Consider the following 21,093-nt stretch of genomic DNA (forward strand, 5'->3'; position numbering starts at 1 on the left):
ATTTCGTTACAGCCCCACTTTTTGTTAGGGCAGAATTGTTTCACGTGAAACAATTTTAAAATCAGAGCGAGTGAGTCGTAACTAAAGTGAAATGTTTCACGTGGAACAAAATAAAGAAAAAGAATAAGAAGTCATATGTAAAGTTAAACTATTTCACGAAAAATAAATTAAGCGCGTAAGAAAAATATATAGAGTAAAATGTTTCACGTGAAACAATAGAAGCTGTAAACAGTGATTACGATTCACGAATGTATTCTTAAAAGAGAAAATAGTTTTTATAAAAGATACCAGAAAATGTTTCACGTGAAACATTTTATATTAAAACGGTGAAATTATTGGAATTTACAAGTTTTTCTCTGGTGAGTATGGTATAATATTTTGTGTATTTAATATTAAGAAACTGAGGTGAGCCTGTGGGAAAAATAATTGCCATTACTAATCAAAAAGGTGGCGTAGGTAAAACAACGACATCTGTTAATTTAAGTGCTTGTATTGCTAAATTAGGCAAAAAAGTACTGCTTATAGATATGGATCCACAAGGCAATGCTTCGAGTGGCCTTGGTATTGATAAAGATAATTTGGAAGCGTGTATTTATGATGTACTCATTAATGATGTGGCTGTAGGTGATGTAATTGTTCCTACAGCTATTAAAAAGCTTAAAATTGCACCTGCATCTATTGATTTAGCTGGTGCTGGCGTTGAATTAGTCGGTTTGCCTAAGCGGGAGTACATTTTAAAGAAAGCCTTAAAATCGATTAAAGATGAGTATGATTATATATTTATTGACTGCCCACCATCTTTGGATTTGCTAACCTTAAATGCGTTGGTAGCAGCTAATGGCGTTTTAATTCCTATTCAAAGTGAGTTTTACGCCTTAGAAGGGGTAAGTCAATTAATGAATACCGTTAACTTGGTGAAAAAATCCTTAAATGAAAAGTTGGAAGTGGAAGGTGTTTTATTGACCATGTTTGATGGGCGAACTAATTTGTCTATTCAAGTGGCGGATGAAGTGAAAAAATATTTTACAACCAAAGTTTACAAAACAATTATTCCACGAAATGTTCGTTTAAGTGAAGCACCAAGTTATGGAGAACCGATTATAATTTATGATCCTAAATCTAAAGGAGCCGAAGTATATATGAAGTTAGCGAAGGAGGTCTTGAAAAATGCCTAGAGATAGTAAGAAAAAAGGTGGTCTAGGTAGAGGCGTACTATCGCTAATGCCACAAGATGAGGCAGAGGACGTATTAACTACGGCTACGGAGACGAATAGTAAAAAGGGTGGTCTAGTCGAATTACCTATTACGAACATTGAACCAAACCCGAATCAGCCACGCCGTCATTTTTTAGAAGATGAAATGGCTACTTTAGTAGAATCTTTAAAACAACATGGTTTAATTCAGCCTATTGTAGTGAGTAAACAAGGGGCTAAGTATCAAATTGTAGCAGGCGAACGACGGTGGCGAGCCGCTCAATTAGCTGGCTTTACGACTATTCCTGTAGTTATTAAAGATTATAGTACGGAACAAATTACGGAAATTGCCTTGGTTGAAAACTTACAGCGTCAAGACTTGGACCCTGTAGAAGAGGCGTATGCGTATAAACGACTTATGGAAACTTTTAAAAAGACACAGGAAGAGATTGCTAGTCGTCTTGGGCGAAGTCGCTCCCATGTGGCTAATATGGTGCGCTTGTTACATTTGCCAGAGTTTGTTTTAAATGACTTATCTATTGGTGATATTACGATTGGTCAAGCGAGACCTTTATTAAGTTTAAAAAGTAAAGAGTTACAGCGCGAAGCTTTACAGCTTATTAAAGAAAAAGAGCTAACAGCTCGTCAGGTAGAAAACTTGGTGAAGCAATTATTAGAGGGCAAAGGAAAAGCTGTAAAAACAACCAGGGAAAATCCTCATAATACAGCTGAATTGCGTGCTATTATGGATCGCTTAAATGTAAGTTTAGGTATGCCTGTAGATATTAAAGTAAAAGCAGGTAAAAAGGTACAAGGGAAGATGGAGATTGCCTTCAAGAGTGAAGAAGAATTGGCATATCTCATCGAATATTTAGAGGCCCAAGGTATGGGTGAAGTTAAGGGAGCTTCCCCTGCACAAGATGAATCTGAAGGAACAGGTTCAATTTCATTTCACGTTTAATACGTATAATAGAGGCAGGTAAGTAAGAAGCTATGACAACAATGGAACAAACACCAAAAGCAAATCGAGTTCATATTGGCTTTTTTGGTCGTTGCAATGCAGGTAAATCAACTTTAATTAATATGTTAACTGGTCAGCCTATTGCGCTGGTTTCTGATGTAGCAGGGACAACAACAGACCCGGTGAGTAAGGCTATGGAGATTTTGCCGTTAGGACCAGTAGTTATAACCGATACAGCTGGGGTAGATGATACTTCGCAGTTGGGCCCCTTGCGGATAGGCAAGACTAAAGATTTATTACCACGCATGAATCTGGCCGTATATGTGCTAAAAACAGAGGCAGCACCTACAAAGGAAGATATAACTTGGCTTAGTTTGTTGCAACAACAAAAAATAGCCACTTTATTGGTTCTCAATGAAGTGGGTTCAGTAACTGGTGATGCCTATATGGCTGCTAATGCCAGTGTATTAGAACGCTTTGCTTTACCATATATAGGCGCTAATTTGTTGAATAATGCTAAACAAAGTACTATTTTAAATCAATTGGGGGCTATGCGCCCTAAAGACCAAGAAGAAGAGCATAGCTTATTAGCAGGTCTTGTAGAGCCACAGGATGTTATTGTTTTAGTCTGTCCTATTGACTCAGCAGCCCCTAAAGGGCGTCTTATTTTGCCACAAGTGCAAATGATTCGAGAGATTTTAGATGCTCATGGCATGAGTTTAGTAGTTCAGACGGATGAAGTAGCGTCCTCTTTGGCTAAATTAGGAGTAACACCTAAATTAGTAATTACCGATTCACAGGCTTTTGAGGCTGTAGCGGCACAAGTGCCAGCTGATATTCCGTTAACATCGTTCTCTATTTTGATGGCTCGTTTTAAAGGGGATTTAAAAACCTTAGCAGCGGGCGTAAAGGCGGTTAAAAATTTAAAATCTGGTGCTAAAGTTCTGATTAGCGAAGGTTGTACCCATCATCGACAGTGTGATGATATTGGCAGTGTAAAAATTCCTCGTTGGCTTAAACAAGCGGGGTATGAAAATTTAGATTTACAATGGACGAGCGGTGGTGCCTTCCCTGATGATGTGCGGTCCTTTGATTTGATTATTCATTGTGGTGCCTGCATGTTGACGCGCCGAGAAGTATTGCGTCGTTTAGAGGTTTCACAAGAGCAAGGTGTGCCCATTGTAAATTATGGCGTGCTAATTGCGTCATTACATGGTATACTAGACCGTGCCCTCAGTCCTTTTGCGGCTGAATTACAATAATGTAATATCATTATATTCGTATAATTTTAGATAGAAAGGCAGATCATGCTAGAAAATATGCAACTATGGATCGTCATTGGTGGCGGTTTATTACTCATTGTATTATTTCTCTATTGCCTCGTATTGCAAAGTAAAATAAATTCGCTTAGTAAACGATATGAATATTTTATGCGCGGTGAAAATGGCAGTAGCTTAGAACGAAAATTATCAGTAGAAGTTAAAGAATTGCGCGATGCCGCAGAGTCTATTGAAAATTTATTTCAACAACAAGAAGCGATTCAAACAACCCAGCACAATACGTTCCAAAAAATTGGTTTTGTAAAATATAATGCCTTTGAAAATATTGGGAATGATTTATCTTTCTCCGTTACTTTATTGGATGGTAATAATAATGGCATTTGTATTTCAAGTGTTTATGGACGTAGTGAATCGCGTATTTTTAGTAAACCTATTGTGAAAGGCAAGAGTTTGGCTAGTCTTTCCCAAGAAGAAATGGAAAGTTTGCAAGAAGCATTAGGTACCAAAAGTAATGAAGAAGCCTTGATTAGTGCTTCCGTAGTTAAGTAAAGGATAGGATGTGGTGACAGTATGAAACTACCAGGCTTTCTGGCACAGCAAGTGCAAAGTCAGGGCGATTCGTACACGTTGCAAATGACTAAGAAACAATTGCGTTTAGTTGTGGGCATTATTGTGGCTATTTTAGTAGTGGCCCTTGTATTTGGCATTTGGGGAATTACTCGTCAAGCCGAAGTGATGCAACTTCGTCAACAGACACAATTACAGACAGAACAATTGAAGTTATTGCAACAAAAGACAGAAATATTAGATAAAAAAATGGAATCTCTGGATCAATTAGATAAGGAGATTCGTCAAATGGTAAAAGGTTCTGAAAGTGGCACTATACCACAAGGTGGTGGGGAAGCTCAGACGCCAGCAGCCAGCAGTGATAAAGAGGAGCCTGGCGGTGCTATTAGTACAGCGCAAAGTAGTACAGGCTCTACGTCGGTAACTAGTTTATCTGCTAAATTATCCCGCTTAGATCGTTTAGCTCAACAGCGAATGGCTTCGTTTTATATGTTGCGTAATATTTTACGTGATGGGGCGGGGCAGAATATTCGTGATTTACAGTCAGTAGCTTTTGCATCCAATAATCCAGGTGCTACTACGACTATGCCATCCATTTGGCCAACCAAAGGGGTTATTACGTCTAATTTTGGCACGCGCGTTGACCCTGTCTATGGTGGCTCAGCTACTCATGAAGGGTTGGATATTGCTAATGACTATGGTACGCCAATTATGGCTACGGCAGCAGGTACGGTTACCTTTGCAGGGAGTACTAGTGGTGGCTATGGTAATTTAGTTGAAATTGACCATGGCAATGGTTTTGTGACGCGTTATGGTCATACTTCGGTGGTCTTAGTCCACGAAGGCATGCAGGTGAAACAGGGCGATACCATTGCGCTTATGGGTAGCACAGGTAAAAGTACAGGTAGCCATTTACACTATGAAGTCAATATTAATGGTGTAGCGGTAGATCCAATGCTATTTTTACCAATTCAATAATAGAATCCAGGCTAGTGATAGACAATAATTATTTATAAATATCTATTATAGTTAAATACGGGTATTCAATGCTGAAGTCATGTAAAAAGGTCATGGCTTCAGCATTATTTTTTTGAAATATACACTTTTTATATAACGCGAAACAAACAGATGTGGTAAAATAATAGTATACAATTATATAAAGGAGGTCTATGATGAATACGTATGTGCAAGTCTATACGGGTGATGGTAAGGGTAAAACGACAGCGGCCATGGGTCTTGCTATTCGTGCGCTAGGCGCTGGTAAAAAAGTGTTATTTTTACAATTTATGAAATCTAAAGTTTATAGTGAACATAATATTTTACCAACCTTACCGAATATGACCTTAGAAACAGTGGGAAAACCATTCTTCATCATCCAAGAAGGGGTGAAATCAAAAGAAGAATTAGCTCGTTGGGGAGATGAGGTTGTAGTCTTTCCTGTAGGCAAACCGCCTGCTGATTATGTAGCTTTAATTGCCAAGGGCATGGAGCGAGCTAAAACAGCAGTAGCATCAGGTGAATACGATTTAGTGGTACTTGATGAATATGTAATGGCTTTGTTCTTTGGTTTGATTACACGAGCAGAGACGGAAGAGTTATTAGCACACCGGTCTCCTAATACGGAAGTGGTATTTACTGGCCGTGGGGCCCCTGATTGGCTCATTGAAAGAGCTGATTTAGTGACATCTATGGAAGAAGTGAAACATTATTACCAACAAGGGGTGCTAGCTCGTTTAGGTATTGAAAATTAAAACATAGATGAGTAATATTGAAGTAGTAAATTAATTTGATAAAATAAAGGAGTTTCTCCTAATTATGGAGAATACTTATAAGAATGCCTTTTTGAGGATACAAAAGGTACAGCGGATATATAGAAAACCGCAAGGAGTTACAATAGGAGGGTAGGTGTTGCCTGTGACCGGATTAGCCATAGTGCTACTGGTTATTTTTATTCTGATAGTTGTTGCCATTTTTAACCCTATTAGCTATGCTGTGGAAGTGGTAACTCGTAAGCCATATAAATTCCGCTTTTATATTCAATGGTGGGGGAAGATGTTCCGCATACATTTTGTATATGAGCAGGGGAAACCGTTTTTTAAAGAAGTCTATATTTTGCGCAAAGCAAAGTTAGGGGCTGTTCGTGATTATGAAGATTGGTTATCGCGTCGCGTAGCGGAAGAAACGGAAGATCCTGATGAATCGAAAGTGTATGAAGAAGAATTAGAACCGTATCGTACCCCCGTAGAAGAAGCGCCTACGGAAACGGTAAAAGTGGTAAAACAAGTTCGCTTTGATGCGGAAGGCAATCCTATTGAACGAATTGAAGAAACCATAGAAAAGCCTATCGAATCAACCTTTGGTAGTACGTCTAAGGAGTCTAAAGCTGATACTACTGAAGAGACAAAGCAAACGGGTAAACAAGAAGCTGAGGAAACTAAAGCAACAACAGACACAGAGGCAAAGGCTAAAACTGATAAAGCAGCGGACCCTCATAAACGTTGGTGGTTGAAGCATGTAACGAATGGTGCTTTATATGAAAAGCTACTGTTAGTAACGAAGCGTTGCTATCATCATTCGAAACCACGCTATTGCCATATTGAAGGTCAATTTGGTACGGGCGATCCTTATAAAATGGGATTGACAGCGGCTGCTTTATATTCGATTTGGCCGGAAAAAATGACCCATGTAGAATTGAGTTATGTAGAACCTATTTGCCAAGGCAGCTTTGAAATTCGTGGCCACATTAGCCCTGGTGTATTAGCTTGGTATGGTACTTTATTTGCCGTTTCAAAACCAGTAAGAGAATTACTCATTGATGTAGTGAAAGCTGGTTGGCGCTATCGTAAGGCAAAGAAAGCTAAGCAACAAGCAGCAGGATCTAGTGACGCACAGGACAAAGCGGTAGCCTAAGAAGTCAGAATACAATAACAAAGACAGTAACTAGTGTGAAGTACACATGCAATATAAGGAGGATACTCATGGAAAATAAATGCACCTTTATTAAAGATAACTTAGAGCCAATTTTTGAAAAGTTTAAAGATATGATCAAAGTAGAAACTGTAGTAGGTGAAGCCATCCAAATTGGTGATGCTACGTTAGTTCCTTTTGTTGACGTTACTATGGGCTTTGGTAGCGGTGGTGCTGGCAAGGCTGAATGTGGTGGCGCTGGTGGCGGTGCTAAATTGGAACCAACAGCGATTCTCGTAATTAAAGGGGAACGGGTTGAACTATTCAATATTAAAGGGTCTGCAAAATACAGTGGTTTTGACCGTCTTATTGGCATGGTTCCTGAAGTTATTTCTAAATTAAAGAAAGATAAATATATTTATATCAACGAAAATGATGCCAAATAAGAGGTAATGATTATATTTGAGTAAAAATCATTATATGTGATAAGTTCATGTGAGATTCATTATCAATAGGTAAGATGTATACATAGACAAAATGAATGAATTTAAAGCGAATTTGTTTTGTCATGTATTGTAGTTTACTCACATTTCTGTTATTATAAAGGATATAGAGCAATATAGGCTCTAGATTTGTAAGGAGGTCTTTGGGACATGAATTTTAAAAAGAATCTTGCTGCTTTAGCAGTTATTGGAACAATTGGTTTGGGTGCAGCTAGCGCAGCTAACGTAGGTGTTGTTAACATGAGTCAGGTAATGCAATCTTACCCTGGTTATGGTGCTATTCAGATGCAGGCTCAAAAAGTTCAGCAGGAATACGCTCCTAAACTTCAGAAATTAGAAACTGAAATTAACGGCATTAAAGACGAAAAAGCTAAACAGGAAGCTATTGATAAAAAATATGCACCAGTAGCTCAGAAATACAACGAAGAAATGAACAAAATCTTCGCGCCTGTAGATAGCAAAATCCAAGAAAAATTGGATCAAGTTCGCGCTCAGAAAAACTTACCATTCATCGTTGCTAACCCTAGCGTAATCGTAAGTATCGAGCCAAACTCTACTGCTGAAAACATCACTGATGATGTAATTGCTTTGTTAAAATAAGAGCTAATTAATTGAATCAGCACAGGGACTACCGGTTGGTAGTGGACCCTAGTAAAAAAAGCGAGTCAAGGAAATCCTTGGCTCGCTTTTCTCATTGCATTTATTCAGGTTTATTAATTAAGGTGACTACAAATTCACTATCTTCTAGTAAGGTAGCTTGGATGAAATTATCACCATTGAATTGAAGTACCGTACCTGGTGTTAATATATGTTGTTCGTCTTGGTTAAGTCGTACATCAACCTTGCCTTTTACGACAGTAAAGACTACATTGGCTTCAGGATGATTGTGATTTTCTACGTGTTCACCAGCTTTACCGCCTTTTTTTACGACTATAAAATTAGGGCCTTGAAATAATAGGCCTAGTTCATTTTTTTCAGTACCTACCATAGGGGTGTCCTCCTTAATGAATAGTAAGAAAATACTTGCCGACTAGTACGTTGCGTTTCACACTATAAGGGAAAGGTAATTAGTAAGAAAGCCACAATGGGTCACTAGCCGGCAAGCCAAAGGGCATAGCCTAAGCGCGGACAATTTTGTATTGTGGGAATTCGCCATCAATGAGTTCAACCGCAAATTTAAAATGAGGGTCAGCGGCACTAATGAAACCGTGGAACCAAGCTTGGTAAGCGGCCATCATAAAGGTTTGATCCACTCCAGCTTTAGCCCAATTTGCTTTTTGATTGGCGTGGCTACCTTCCCAGCTAAATTCTGTATCTGTATCAGTTAATACGGTATCACCGCCATCACAAGGCATGCCATTAAGATAATAATTTTGCATAATTTGATAGATTTCTTGTGGACGATGTTCACCACTACCAAGCTCCTCAGCGGCTACTTTACCACAAGCAGCCCCTTGAGTCACGAAGGCTGTTAAAATAGCATCTTCTACTTCACTACCGGCGCAGTCTAATAAATCTTTAATAAAATTAGCTTCTCGAACAGTGGCAATTTCAATTTGATTTTGTAACCAGCCGTGAATATTATTGTGGTCGATAATCATTTGTAGATTACGATCTGCAGGAATGGGTTTACCATATAAATCAAGAGCAACAAAATGAAGTTCATCAGCTAAATCACCAACCGCTTTTTGTGCTTCTTCATAAATTAATTGTTCCCGCTCAATAACGAGGCGGATTTTTTTATATAACCAAAAATGGATATGACCTAATACAGCAGACATGATTACGCTCCTTTACGAATTTTTTCTAAACGACTTACTAATTCAGTTACATCAAAACCATGGATAGAGGCAGCTTGCCATAATGGTTCGGACGTAGCGGATGGACAGCCAAGACAGCCCATGCCAATTTCTTGGAGTGCAGGAATCGTATTAGGATATACTTCGATAATTTCACGAATGATGGAATTTTCCGTAATAGGATCACCTTGGTTTAAGCCTTGGGTACCATTAGCGCCCATGCCTGGCAAATTAACAAGTGGTTCTGTAGCGTTAGGATTGGCTGCCGCAGCGCTGATACTAGCACTTGCACTAGAAGTATTAGCGCCGTCAATTGGTGTAATATCGCCTAAGACGGCTTCTTTGAAGGCAGCAAGACCAATGCGGTCTATGAAGGCGCCTATACGTTCAATATGAGCATTTTCTTTGTAGAAAGTAACCATACGGTCCACTAATTCAAGGACTTCTTTTTCTGTGGCTACTTCGGCAATCAAATCAGCAAAGCGAGGATGAGCGCCAGCACTACCACCAGCGTAGACTTGCCAACCATCAACAGTACCAATGACACCAATATCTTTGGTAATCGATTCGGAGCAAGAATTAGGACAACCAGATACGCCCATTTTCATTTTAGAAGGCATTTCTTGTGAAACATATAATTTATCTAATTTCATGCCTAAGCTAACGCTATCTTGCTTAGCTCGTTTACAGAACGTAGTGCCGGGGCAGATTTTGACGCTACGCACGCGGTTGGAGGTGGTGTAGGCTGGTGCCATGCCGAGCATTTCCCAAGCTTTATCTACATCTTCTTGTTTTAAGTTAGTAATCATGATGCGTTGCCCACCTGTAATTTTGAGTGTGGCTTTGAAGGTGTTAGCTACATCAATAAATTTTTGGAGCATCGCTGGTTGTACGAAACCACCAGGAATGCGGGGAGTAATAGCGTAACGGCGTTGTCCGTTACGAATGCGTTGTAAGTTACCTGCTACTTGAGCCATAGTTCATCGTCCTTTCCCTTGACGGCGCTTCTTTACGAGCGCGTTACTTCTACGTATAATTAAAGAGTAGTGTTTAACACAACTTTGTGAAACCCTACTTCGTGTTTACATGTTTTATTATAGGTCATGTGACGCGATTTGTATGTAGCCAGTGCTACATTTTTATTTTTTTAGATATATTTTTAAAATGATTCGTAATTGCAACTTTGTAATTAATCATTATAAATTGATAGTATGTATGGGATTAGTCCTGCAAGTTAATTGTATGTAATTAGCGGTGTAAGTTGATTGTATATGATTAGTTATATACATGGAAAGTTTTTATAGAAATTAGCGTGTAAAAGTAGTATAGAGGCAAGATATGAAACAATTATATGAAAAAGTGCTTACTGGACGTTTTGTGACACGGCCCAATCGCTTTGTGGTTCATTTGGCTATGGACCATTTAGCTGGTGAGATTGTGCCGGCTCATTTGCCAAATCCTGGTCGCATGTGGGAATTATTATATCCTAATGTAAAATTTTATGTGGTGCATCATCCTAAAGTAGGCGCTAAAACGCAGTACCGCGTGATTGGTATAGAGCGCGATGGTGTGCCTATTATGTTAGATACTAATTATAGCAATGATGTGGCTGAGTATTTAATTAGTACCAAGCAAATTCCAGGGTGGGAACGTTGGTCGGTGGTACGCCGGGAATATACGGTAGGTCAGAGTCGGTTTGATTTGCTATTGACGAATGATGAAGGAGAGTCCTTTTTGCTAGAAGTAAAGTCTTGTACTTTGTTTAGTGAACATGGGGCTATGTTTCCTGATGCTATTACAGAGCGAGGGCGTAAACATTTACTTCATTTGCAGCATTTACAAAGTGAAGGCTATCATACAGGAGTTTTGTTTTTAGTGCAATGGGAACGGGCGCAGTGGTTTCTTCCCGATTATCATACGGATTTAGCCTTTGCCCAAACCTTTGCAACCGTCGCTGGTGACTTAGATTGGAAGGCTATAGCCCTTCGTTGGACTGCTGATTTTACCATGACAACGGTGATTCGTCAGTGCCACTATGATGGAGCTTTGGTGGCACAAGAAGGACAGGATCGGGGTGATTATTTAGTGGTGTTACATTTGCCAGAGACAATGGATTTAGAAATTGGCAGTAAAGGGACTATGCATTTTGAACGAGGTTATTATACATATGTAGGTTCGGCGAAGGCTAATTTGGCTAAGCGCTTAGAACGGCATAAACGAAAACGGAAGAAACTACATTGGCATTTAGATTATTTTCGCTCTCATTGCGAAATGATTGCCACTGTGCCCATCCGAAGTAGTGCTGATTTAGAATGTGATTTGGCTCGCGCTATGAAACAGCTTGATACGTGGGAAGTGCCAGGTTTTGGCTGTAGTGACTGTGACTGCACCAGTCATTTATTTGGCACTACCTATAACCCCATTCACAATGAATCCTTTATGCTCTTGGTAGAGGATTTTCGTATGAATCGTTTGGATGCCCTCATTCGTTAAAGTACTTCTTGATAGGTTTGATTTAGTGGGTGGTGCTACTACTCTTATAGGGGGACTCATTATTATGTATGGGCCTCACTAAGTAATGATTAAAGACTGTATTTTTCAGGTAAAAAGCCTAAAAAGTAGCATTATACCGCTAAAAATGCTATAATATAAGTTGCTAATAAATTAAATTGAACAATAAACAAGCGATTAGTTATTATTAAATGAGGTGAGACTGTGGAGGAAACGACCTGGAGTCATGGGAAAATAGAGCCCGTCCAGATTGATAAAGAAATGAAGAGCTCCTATATCGATTATGCCATGAGTGTAATCGTTATGCGTGCCTTACCGGATGTTCGCGATGGTCTTAAGCCAGTGCATCGTCGTATTTTGTACGCTATGCATGAAACTGGCATGGCCCCTAACAAGCCATACAAGAAATCGGCCCGTATCGTCGGGGATGTACTTGGTAAATATCATCCACATGGGGATAGTTCGGTATATGATGCCACTGTGCGCTTAGCGCAGGATTTCAATACGCGCTACCTCTTGGTAGATGGTCATGGTAACTTTGGTTCCATTGATGGTGACTCAGCAGCAGCAATGCGTTATACAGAAGTTCGTATGGCTCGCATTACTACTGAAATGTTGGCTGACATTGACAAAGATACGGTTGATTTCATGCCAAACTATGATGAGTCCTTGCAAGAACCAACTGTATTACCAGCAAAGATTCCAAACTTATTAATCAATGGTTCGGCCGGCATTGCCGTAGGGATGGCCACTAATATTCCACCGCATAACTTAAATGAAGTAGCGGATGGTTTGATTATGCTTATCGACAACCCTGATGCTGATGTGGCTGATTTGATGACAGCTATCAAAGGGCCTGACTTCCCAACAGGGGCGTTAATTCTTGGCCGTGATGGCATTAAAAAGGCCTATAGCACAGGCCGTGGTAGCATTAAAATGCGCGCCCGGGCTACCATTGAAGAAATGAATAAAGGGAAGCACCGTATTGTAGTTACTGAGATTCCATATCAGGTTAATAAGGCCCGTGTTATTGAAAACATTGCTGAATTAAGCCGTGATAAAGTTATCGATGGCATTACAGCCTTGCGCGATGAAAGTGACCGCCGTGGCTTACGCATCGTAGTGGAATTGCGCGCTGATGTGCAACCAGATATTGTGCTTAACAAATTATATAAACATACGCAATTGCAAGACACCTTCGGCGTTATTATGCTAGCTTTGGTAGATGGTCATCCAAAAGTATTGACCTTAAAAGAAGTTTTAAATCATTACTTAAACCATCGTCTAGGTGTTATCGTTCGTCGTACGCAGTTTGAATTAGCGAAGGCAGAAGCGCGTGCTCATATTTTAGAAGGTTTGCTCATTGCCCTTGATCATATTGATGAAGTGATTGCTACTATTCGTGCGTCTGAAACGGACGAAATTGCGAAGAAGGCATTAATTGAAAAATTCGGTTTATCTGAAAAGCAAGCCGTTGCTATTTTAGATATGCGTTTACGTCGTTTAACAGGCTTAGAACGTGAAAAAATCGAAGATGAATACAAACAGCTTGAAATCCTCATTGCTGATTTGAAAGCTATCTTGGCTAGTGAAGAACGTCAACGAGGTATTATCAAAGATGAATTGACAGAAATGAAACAAAAATATGGTGATGAACGTCGTAGTGAAATTACAATCGATACCTCAGAACTTGATGTGGAAGATTTAATTGCTGACGAAGAAATGGTAATTACCTTAACTCGTCAAGGCTACATTAAACGGATGAATGCTAATGTATACCGCAATCAGCATAAAGGCGGCGTAGGCGTTGTCGGCATGAAGACTAAAGAAGACGATTATGTAGTACAGATTTCTCATGTACGCACTCATAATACACTCCTATTCTTCACCACTGCTGGTCGGGCCTATCGCTTGAAAGGTTACGAAGTACCAGAAGCATCTAGTCGCAATTCACGGGGGACGGCCATTATCAATGTATTGCCACTCAATGTAGGTGAAGCGGTGACAACGATGATTGATATGGAAACAGTAAATCATGAATTGAATCTCTTCTTAGTAACCAAACAAGGCGTGGTGAAACGTACGTCCATTGAAGAATATCGCAACATTCGTCGCAGTGGTCTCAACGCTATTTCCTTAGGGGAAGATGATCGCTTAATCGCTGTTTGCTTAACTACCGGTGGTCAAGATATTCTCTTGGGTACTCGTAAAGGTATGGCGATTCGTTTCAACGAAGAAGATGCTCGTCTTATGAAACGCTCCGCTCAAGGGGTGCGTGGCATTAAATTGAATGCTGGTGACGAAGTTGTGGGCGCTGGTGTAATTACAGAATCAGGTGAAGCTTGCCAAGTATTTACCATCAGTGAAGAAGGCTTCGGTAAACGCAATAGCGAAGATGCTTATAGTCTCCAAAAACGAGGCGGTAAAGGGACGAAAAACTTCCGTATTACTGACAAAACTGGTGACGTAGTGGCTGTTGAAATCGTAACTGACAATGACGAAGTTATGTTGATTTCTGAACAAGGCAAGATTATTCGCTTTGATATGAAAGACATTGCTATCAAAAAAGGCAAAGCCATTTCAGGCGTTAAGACACAAAGCCTTGATGCGGGCGATAAAGTAGCTTCCGTAGCTATCATTGCCAAGTCAGAATTAGAAGACGAAGAAACTAGCTTATTCTAGGTAGACTTAGTATAAATAGGTTACATTGTAAATTATAAAATTTGCACATAATAAAGAGCTGTAACGATATGTGGGTTTATTTCACAATACCGTTACAGCTCTTTCTATAACATACTATATACACACTCTAATAAGGTTAGGGCTAAGATACAATTAATCAAGCGGAAATGTTGATTATAGATTCGTTGTAAAGCTAGACCAGCGGCAATCCAAGAGCCCGTCGCCAGGCAGCCCATAGTGGCAATAAATAGATTAGCGGCAATCAGCCAAAATAATTCGGTTGTAATCGGTGCTATATAACCTGTTAAGGCAGTGATGCCAAAAATATAGATTTTTACATTGACAAATTGAAGTAAAAATCCCTTTAAAAAGGAAGCTGATTGAGTAGCTGTGGTCTCTTGCGGTTTACTCGTAGCTATATTAAAAGCAAGCCATAGTATATATAAAATGCCAATATATTTTATAATTAGTAATAGTTCGGGAAATGCAGCACCCATAAAAAAGACAAAAAGTCCGCAAATAACTTGGACAACAAAATAACCTACAAATATTCCAAAAAATAAAGGTTTACCTTTTAACCAACCATATACATTGGTAGTATTGAGGGCTAATATATTACCTGGCCCTGGCGTAAAGGCATTAATAATACAGTATATAATAAAATTGCTAACTACATAGGCTGACATAGATTCATCTCCTCACTGATATATAAAACGCCAAGATCACTAAAGCGATTTTTAACATCCTCTAATATTTGATACGTTCTGGTTTCATTGAGGATAAATTCAAAACGATCTTCGCCAAATTGTTTGACCATATCTACGAAAGCATTAGCTGTAAAGGTATAATGTTGTGTTGATACAGCAAATCGTACTTTTTCAGGTTGATTATTGATGAAAGTATCCTCTAATAATTCCATTTGTTGGCATACGGAACGTGCATATCCTATAAATTGTTGTCCAAATTGTGTAAGGATAACGCCATTTCGTTGACGAATAAACAGAGGCTCTTTTACTGTTTTTTCAATATCGTGAAGTGCTTTGGAGAGACTCGGTTGTGATATGTATAAACGTCGTGCGGCTTCAGTAATTGAGCCTGTTTCAGCAATCATAAGAATATATTTTAGTTGTTGTAAGGTCATAGGAATCCCTCATTGTGAGTAGGTAGATGAAGTAATAAAAGTAATTAAAGTAATTAAATAATAGAGTCATGGATAGCCTGCTCATATGAAAATGGGTGAGCTAGTATCTGTTTATACTATGTATAGTACCAAAGAATTAAGCTGGCGGATATAGGCAGTTTCTAGGAGTATTAACTTTTTTATTACTTTCATTGAAAGGAATTCTCTTTTGTACAATTTTATGGTACAATACATATATAAAGAATGAGATATATAGATATAGTTTGTTTTACAAAGCAGTATTCTGTAGTATAATAAAAGAGTTCGCCCTTATAAGGGGAGGCTTGAGATAGTTAAATAGATAGTATTGTAGGAGGCGAGTCCTATTTTAGAATTTAAACGATTTGAATTGAAAGATAAACCAATCATTGATGATTACTTTGCGGAACATCATTACGAAGCATCGGACTGTTGTTTCACGACTTTATTTATGTGGCAAGATCCGTACGGCATTCAATGGGCCGAAGAAGATGGGGTTCTCTTTATTAAAGGGGGCGGTAAACGAGAACCATTTATGTTGCCACCTTTTGCTGGTAAAGACGCTAAATTTGTAGATGGCCTTGAAATGGCGAAAGAATGGTTCAAGGTTAATAATTTGCCATTCCGTTTAAAAGGGGTTAATCCTATTATGATGGAACGGATGAATACCTTATGCCCTGATTGCTATGAATTTACACCAGATAGAGATAATTTTGAGTATATTTACAAGACACAGGACTTAATTTCCTTGTCAGGTAAAAAATTACGTCAGAAGAAGAATCACTTGAATCAGTTCCGCATGCAATACACAAATTATGAGTATATGCCACTGACGGACGACATTTTTGCTGATTGTATCGCTACCGCTGAATCTTGGGTCGAAACCCATCATGAAGAAGGCATTGAAGATGAATTAGAAGCGATTAAATTATTATTTAAACACTGGGATGAGCTTGGTCTTGTTGGTGGAGCTATTAAGTTATTTGGTCGCATCGAGGCCTTTACGATTGGCCAGCTTTTAAATGAACGAATGGCTTTAATTCATATTGAAAAGGCGAACCCTACTGTTCGTGGTTTATATCAGGCCATTAATAATGAATTTATTCGTCATGAATTTGCTGATACAGAATTTGTTAATCGTGAAGAAGATATGGGCTTACCAGGTCTTCGTAAAGCAAAAGAATCGTATAATCCAGATCATTTTGCTGAAAAATATGATGCAGTGTATGCTGACCAATGTCCCATTGAGGCATAAAGACTAGAGGAGTCCTGGGGACTCCTCTTTTTGTATAAATTAGATAGTATGAGGTGACCTATGGAATTTAGAATAGCTACGGCACAAGATACAGAGGCCGTTAAAAATTTATGGGCCTATTGTTTTGAAACGGCAGAGGATCCCTTTTTTCAATATTATTTTTCAAAGGCCTATGAGCCAGAACATACCATGGTAGGTTATGAAGGAAAGCTATTAGCGAGCATGGTGCATTTACGTCAATATACCTTACAGGTACGAGGGGCGCAGTTACCAGTTAGTTATATGGTAGGCGTAGCTACTGATCCAGTAGCCCGCCGTGGTGGTATTGGTGGCCAGTTGTTACTCGCTTCGTTGGAAGAGTTGAAACGACGGGGCCAAGGAATGACCATTCTCATGCCATCAAAGGCTGCTTTTTATCAGCAATATGGTTGGGAGCTATATGCCCATCAATGGGTGCAGACCATGTCGTTGGAAGAACTTCGTCCATTAACGGATAAGACCTTACACTTTGGCTTATTGCAGTCAGACGATGAGTGGTCTAAGTTAAGCCCTGTGTATGAGGCCTATACGAAAGGGTTATCTGGTTATGCCGTGCGCGGAGAAACAGAATGGCGTCGTTTATTGGGGAGTTTCTTTGCAGAAGGTGTGCGCGTAGCTTATGTAGCTGATGAAGCGGGGTCTATTGAAGGGTATGCGGTATATCGTTTAGGCGCAGAAGAAATCCCTGTGACTGAGTTTGTCTATACTTCGCGTCGCGCTCAGAAGGGCTTACTTAATTATTTATATAATCATCGCTCGCAAGGCAGTTCCATTCGTTGGAATGAAGGCTTGCAGGATGAATCGTATATTTTCCATCCTAATGGTAAAACGGGGCATACTACTATGCCGTACATGATGAGCCGTATTGTAGATGTGGCGACGGCTATGGCCAGTGTGCCTGTTCATATTGATAGCAATTGGCAGCATAGACCGAACGTTTCAGAAACAGGCCAATATACCTTTACCTTAGGCGTGAAAGATGGCTTAGCTAGTTGGAATGAAGGGACGTATGAAATAACCGTTCAAAGTGACGGCATGGTGCAGGCGAATAAAGTGGCTGACACTATTACGGCTAAGGCGCAAGTGATTAGCGAAGTAGGGGCCTTAAGTTTACTCTTAATGGGACGGTTGCGTGCTTCGGAATTAGTGTTTGAAGGAAAGTTAACTGGTGGCGAAGCAGTTGTCACGATGTTAGACCGGCTATATCCAAAACAAAACACATATATTAATGAATGGTGGTAATGGGTGCCACTAATTTGGTGGGTATTCCGTGCAGGTATGATACCCCGTAAAATGTCCCTTGAGTTGCTGAATTGAAAACCGTATAGGGAGATAAATAATGTTATAATGGACGTATGATTAATACATTATCAAAATTAAAAGCATGGAGGACCAAATGAAAGATTTATATGGCATGTTAGAGAGAGAGGTACTACCTGCTTTTGGTTGTACAGAACCGATTGCTTTGGCTTTTGCAGCGGCTAAAGCAGTAGAGGTTTTGGGGACGTTTCCTACTAGTTTACACGCTGATTGTAGTGGCAATATTATAAAAAATGCTAAGAGTGTTACCATTCCGAATGCGGAAGGGCGCACTGGTTTTTATTACAGTTTAATTCTAGGCGCCATCGTAGGTGATGCTACCAAAGAGTTAGAAGTCCTTGAAGGATTAACTAGCGCTGATGTGGCACGGGCTGATGAATTGTTTAATAGTAATTTCTGTTCCGTTTCCTTAGCTGAAGGGGTGGCTAATTTATATATTCATGTTACCGCTAAAACGGCTGACCATGAGGTACAAGTGACGGTGCAACAGAAGCATACGAATATTACCCATGTTGAAAAAGATGGTGTCATCTTACTAGATATTCCTATGGAACAAGTGCTAGCTGATGAACTCCATATGACCTTTGATGAGTGCTATGAATTTGCTGAAGAAGCTGATTTAGAGCGTTTAAAAAGCTTATTAAGTCGTCAGTTTGAATATAATATGGCCATTGCGGAAGAAGGCATGAAGAACTCCTACGGTTCTAATATTGGTAAATTAATCATTGAAGAGTCAGCGTCCATTGCCGACAAAGCACGGGCCTATGCAGCGGCTGGCTCTGATGCCCGCATGGGTGGCTGTAGCATGCCAGTTATGATTAATTGTGGCAGTGGGAATCAAGGGATTACTTTGGCAGTGCCTATTTTGGTGTATGCAGAAGAATATAAGGTTTTAGAAGAACGTCGTTATCGCGCCTTGGCGCTCGCTAATGTGTTGGCTCTTTACATCAAACATGACATTGGCCGTTTAAGTGCATACTGTGGCGTAGTCAGTGCAGCATCTGCTACGGCAGCGGGAATTGCGTATATGTTACAGGAGCCTAAAGAAGTGGTGTGGGAAACGCTATCCAATGCACTGGTAGGCACGTCTGGTGTAGTCTGTGACGGTGCTAAAGCGTCCTGTGCTATGAAGATAGGCATGTCCTTAGGCAACGCTTTATTGTCGTATCGCCAAGCTAAGACGAATAATAGTTTCAAGAATGGCGATGGGATTGTGAAGGGCTCTATTGATGAAACGGTGCATACCGTAGGGCGCATTGCTCGTGAAGGGATGCGTGAAACGGATATTGTTATTTTGCAATCTATGATTGAGAAATAAAGGTAACATTAGTAGTAAAGACGCTACGAAATAGTAACAGAGAGGATGAGAGTTATGAGTAAAACAGTGTTTATTACAGGTGCCACATCTGGTATTGGTCGAGCTACGGCAGAAGCTTTTGCTAAAGCTGGTTATGACTTATTGTTGTGTGCTCGTCGCAAAGAAGTATTGGACAATCTAAAGGCCGAATTTGAGCCAGAATATAAGATTAAAGTGACTACTTTTGCGCTGGACGTAACTAATCGTGAAGCAGTGAGTACAGAAATTCCTAAACAGATTGAAGCGGTTGGGGGCGTTGATATTCTGGTAAATAATGCAGGTCTTGCTCAAGGGTTAGATTCCTTTGAAACAAGCTCTATTGATGATATGGAAACTATGATTGATACGAATGTAAAAGGCTTGTTGTATGTGTCCCGTACAGTATTACCATTTATGATTGCAAAAAATAAAGGCCATATTGTTAACTTAGGTTCTACAGCTGGTATTTATGCCTATGCGAAGGGTGCTGTGTATTGTGCGACTAAAGCAGCCGTTAAGACTTTAAGCGATGGTATTCGTATCGATACGATTGAAACAGATATTAAAGTGACTACCATTCAGCCTGGCATTGTAGAAACACCATTTAGCGAAGTGCGTTTCCACGGTGATAAGGCGAAAGCAGCCGCTGTATACGCTGGGGTTGAAGCGTTGCAAGCAGAAGATATTGCTGAAATCATCGTATTTGCCGCTACACAACCAAAACGAGTACAGATTTCAGATATTACGATTATGGCAAATCAGCAAGCGACCGGCTTTATGATTGCAAAGAAATAAAATTATAGATTGACGCCAACTACAACCTTAATTTGGCTATAGTTGGCGCCTTTTCACAAGTGAGGAGAATATATGAGTTCATTACCAATTGTTGACAATTTTAAAATGTGTATGACTAAAAAATACATGACTTTTCAAGGGCGTGCGAGTCGTGGTGAATATTGGAAGTTCGTTTTAGTGCAGTTTATTATTATGCTCATAGTAGGTATTATCGCTTGGATGTTTACCTTCGACGAAGTCACATTAGACATTATTACGACTCTTGTAGGTTTGCCATTTTTATTGCCTTCCCTAGCAGTACAAGTTCGGCGCTTGCACGATTTAGGCCGTAGTGCTTGGTGGCTGCTGCTTCATTTAGTCCCTTATGCAGGTTCTTTCGTATTGTTTATTTTCTCTATTATGAAAGGCAAACCAGAGGCTAATGAATATGGTCCTGTCCCTAATTATAGTTATTATGGAGAACAATAAAGATTAGCAGTATGAAAAGGGGCTGTAACGAAATACAACTCCTAAAACTATTAATGCGGCTTGAAGATATATAAGCATCTTCAAGCCGCATTATTGCTATATTTATATAAGAAAAAAGGCCCTAAAGGGCCTTTTTTGTTGGTATAATTAATTTATGAAGAAAAACCATATCCAACACGGTAATTATACTAAAATTTCTGGCTTTCGCCAAGTAGTTTTATCTTTGGATTATGGCATTCGGATTGGACCTAATGAGCCGGTGAGATTACTGGATGCGGTATTGGAGGAATTAGACTATACAAAGTTACTGCATCTCTT

21 protein-coding genes are annotated in these 21,093 nt (G+C 39.6%); 16 read left to right on the forward strand and 5 right to left on the reverse strand.

The features are described from left to right. The first annotated feature begins 413 nt into the window (after positions 1-413). From VER_RS09900 to VER_RS09940, 9 genes are all read left to right on the forward strand, one after another. The gene (locus VER_RS09900; protein ID WP_162100660.1) at positions 414-1,175 is read left to right on the forward strand and encodes a ParA family protein; all 762 of its coding nucleotides are present in this window, start codon (positions 414-416) and stop codon (positions 1,173-1,175) included. Further along, on the forward strand, positions 1,168-2,154 hold the full coding sequence (locus VER_RS09905) for a ParB/RepB/Spo0J family partition protein (RefSeq protein WP_162100661.1): 987 nt from the start codon (positions 1,168-1,170) through the stop codon (positions 2,152-2,154). The genes VER_RS09900 and VER_RS09905 overlap by 8 nt, the downstream gene beginning before the upstream one ends. 41 nt (positions 2,155-2,195) lie before the next feature. Beyond that, positions 2,196-3,416, forward strand: coding sequence for a [FeFe] hydrogenase H-cluster maturation GTPase HydF (gene hydF / locus VER_RS09910; RefSeq protein ID WP_162100679.1), 1,221 nt, complete (start codon positions 2,196-2,198; stop codon positions 3,414-3,416). 45 nt (positions 3,417-3,461) lie between these two features. Continuing rightward, the gene (locus VER_RS09915; protein ID WP_162100662.1) at positions 3,462-3,983 is read left to right on the forward strand and encodes a DUF4446 family protein; all 522 of its coding nucleotides are present in this window, start codon (positions 3,462-3,464) and stop codon (positions 3,981-3,983) included. A 21-nt stretch (positions 3,984-4,004) separates the two neighbouring features. After that, positions 4,005-4,979, forward strand: coding sequence for a M23 family metallopeptidase (locus tag VER_RS09920; RefSeq protein ID WP_162100663.1), 975 nt, complete (start codon positions 4,005-4,007; stop codon positions 4,977-4,979). Positions 4,980-5,173: 194 nt separating this feature from the next. Further along, positions 5,174-5,752 (forward strand): cob(I)yrinic acid a,c-diamide adenosyltransferase, encoded by a 579-nt coding sequence (locus tag VER_RS09925; RefSeq protein ID WP_162100664.1) that lies wholly within the window; start codon positions 5,174-5,176, stop codon positions 5,750-5,752. A 163-nt stretch (positions 5,753-5,915) separates the two neighbouring features. Then, positions 5,916-6,911, forward strand: coding sequence for a hypothetical protein (locus VER_RS09930; RefSeq protein ID WP_162100665.1), 996 nt, complete (start codon positions 5,916-5,918; stop codon positions 6,909-6,911). 68 nt (positions 6,912-6,979) lie between these two features. Next, positions 6,980-7,354, forward strand: a complete 375-nt coding sequence (locus VER_RS09935) for a GerW family sporulation protein (protein WP_162100666.1) — start codon at positions 6,980-6,982, stop codon at positions 7,352-7,354. A gap of 207 nt (positions 7,355-7,561) precedes the next feature. Beyond that, a complete protein-coding gene (locus VER_RS09940) occupies positions 7,562-8,011 on the forward strand; it encodes an OmpH family outer membrane protein (RefSeq protein ID WP_162100667.1) in 450 nt (149 codons plus the stop codon). A 100-nt stretch (positions 8,012-8,111) separates the two neighbouring features. Here VER_RS09940 and VER_RS09945 read toward each other — a convergent pair whose 3' ends face one another. From VER_RS09945 to VER_RS09955, 3 genes are all read right to left on the reverse strand, one after another. After that, the gene (locus VER_RS09945) at positions 8,112-8,399 is read right to left on the reverse strand and encodes a cupin domain-containing protein (RefSeq protein WP_162100668.1); all 288 of its coding nucleotides are present in this window, start codon (positions 8,397-8,399) and stop codon (positions 8,112-8,114) included. A gap of 130 nt (positions 8,400-8,529) precedes the next feature. Next, positions 8,530-9,192, reverse strand: coding sequence for a hypothetical protein (locus VER_RS09950; protein WP_162100669.1), 663 nt, complete (start codon positions 9,190-9,192; stop codon positions 8,530-8,532). A gap of 2 nt (positions 9,193-9,194) precedes the next feature. Continuing rightward, on the reverse strand, positions 9,195-10,187 hold the full coding sequence (locus VER_RS09955) for a DUF1858 domain-containing protein (protein WP_162100670.1): 993 nt from the start codon (positions 10,185-10,187) through the stop codon (positions 9,195-9,197). Positions 10,188-10,548: 361 nt separating this feature from the next. Between VER_RS09955 and sfsA the strand changes: the two genes are divergently transcribed. Together sfsA and gyrA are read left to right on the forward strand one after the other, a co-directional pair. Further along, positions 10,549-11,703, forward strand: a complete 1,155-nt coding sequence (sfsA, locus tag VER_RS09960) for a DNA/RNA nuclease SfsA (RefSeq protein ID WP_162100671.1) — start codon at positions 10,549-10,551, stop codon at positions 11,701-11,703. 222 nt (positions 11,704-11,925) lie between these two features. Beyond that, positions 11,926-14,403, forward strand: coding sequence for a DNA gyrase subunit A (gyrA, locus tag VER_RS09965; protein ID WP_162100672.1), 2,478 nt, complete (start codon positions 11,926-11,928; stop codon positions 14,401-14,403). 104 nt (positions 14,404-14,507) lie between these two features. Here gyrA and VER_RS09970 read toward each other — a convergent pair whose 3' ends face one another. Both VER_RS09970 and VER_RS09975 read right to left on the reverse strand, forming a co-directional pair. After that, the gene (locus VER_RS09970) at positions 14,508-15,089 is read right to left on the reverse strand and encodes a LysE family transporter (protein ID WP_162100673.1); all 582 of its coding nucleotides are present in this window, start codon (positions 15,087-15,089) and stop codon (positions 14,508-14,510) included. Next, positions 15,074-15,544: a LysR family transcriptional regulator gene (locus VER_RS09975; protein WP_162100674.1), complete on the reverse strand. Its 471-nt coding sequence runs from the start codon at positions 15,542-15,544 to the stop codon at positions 15,074-15,076. The genes VER_RS09970 and VER_RS09975 overlap by 16 nt, the downstream gene beginning before the upstream one ends. A 388-nt stretch (positions 15,545-15,932) precedes the next feature. On the opposite strand from VER_RS09975, the gene VER_RS09980 reads away from it, so the two are divergent. The 5 genes from VER_RS09980 to VER_RS10000 all read left to right on the forward strand — a co-directional run bounded on the left by VER_RS09980 (position 15,933) and on the right by VER_RS10000 (position 20,775). Continuing rightward, positions 15,933-16,817: a DUF2156 domain-containing protein gene (locus tag VER_RS09980; RefSeq protein WP_162100675.1), complete on the forward strand. Its 885-nt coding sequence runs from the start codon at positions 15,933-15,935 to the stop codon at positions 16,815-16,817. Between the two features lie 60 nt (positions 16,818-16,877). Beyond that, entirely contained in the window at positions 16,878-18,098 is a 1,221-nt protein-coding gene (gene eis, locus VER_RS09985; protein WP_162100676.1) for an enhanced intracellular survival protein Eis, read from the forward strand. A 154-nt stretch (positions 18,099-18,252) separates the two neighbouring features. Next, positions 18,253-19,494 carry a serine dehydratase subunit alpha family protein gene (locus VER_RS09990; RefSeq protein ID WP_162100677.1) on the forward strand — a complete coding sequence of 414 codons (1,242 nt, stop codon included), beginning with the start codon at positions 18,253-18,255 and terminating at the stop codon, positions 19,492-19,494. Positions 19,495-19,548: 54 nt separating this feature from the next. Then, positions 19,549-20,307: an SDR family NAD(P)-dependent oxidoreductase gene (locus VER_RS09995; RefSeq protein WP_162100678.1), complete on the forward strand. Its 759-nt coding sequence runs from the start codon at positions 19,549-19,551 to the stop codon at positions 20,305-20,307. A 72-nt stretch (positions 20,308-20,379) separates the two neighbouring features. Next, a complete protein-coding gene (locus VER_RS10000; RefSeq protein WP_202922165.1) occupies positions 20,380-20,775 on the forward strand; it encodes a DUF805 domain-containing protein in 396 nt (131 codons plus the stop codon). Positions 20,776-21,093 lie beyond the last annotated feature (318 nt).

Source organism: Veillonella sp. R32 (genome assembly GCF_010093125.1).
Classification (GTDB): Bacteria; Bacillota; Negativicutes; order Veillonellales; family Veillonellaceae; genus Veillonella_A.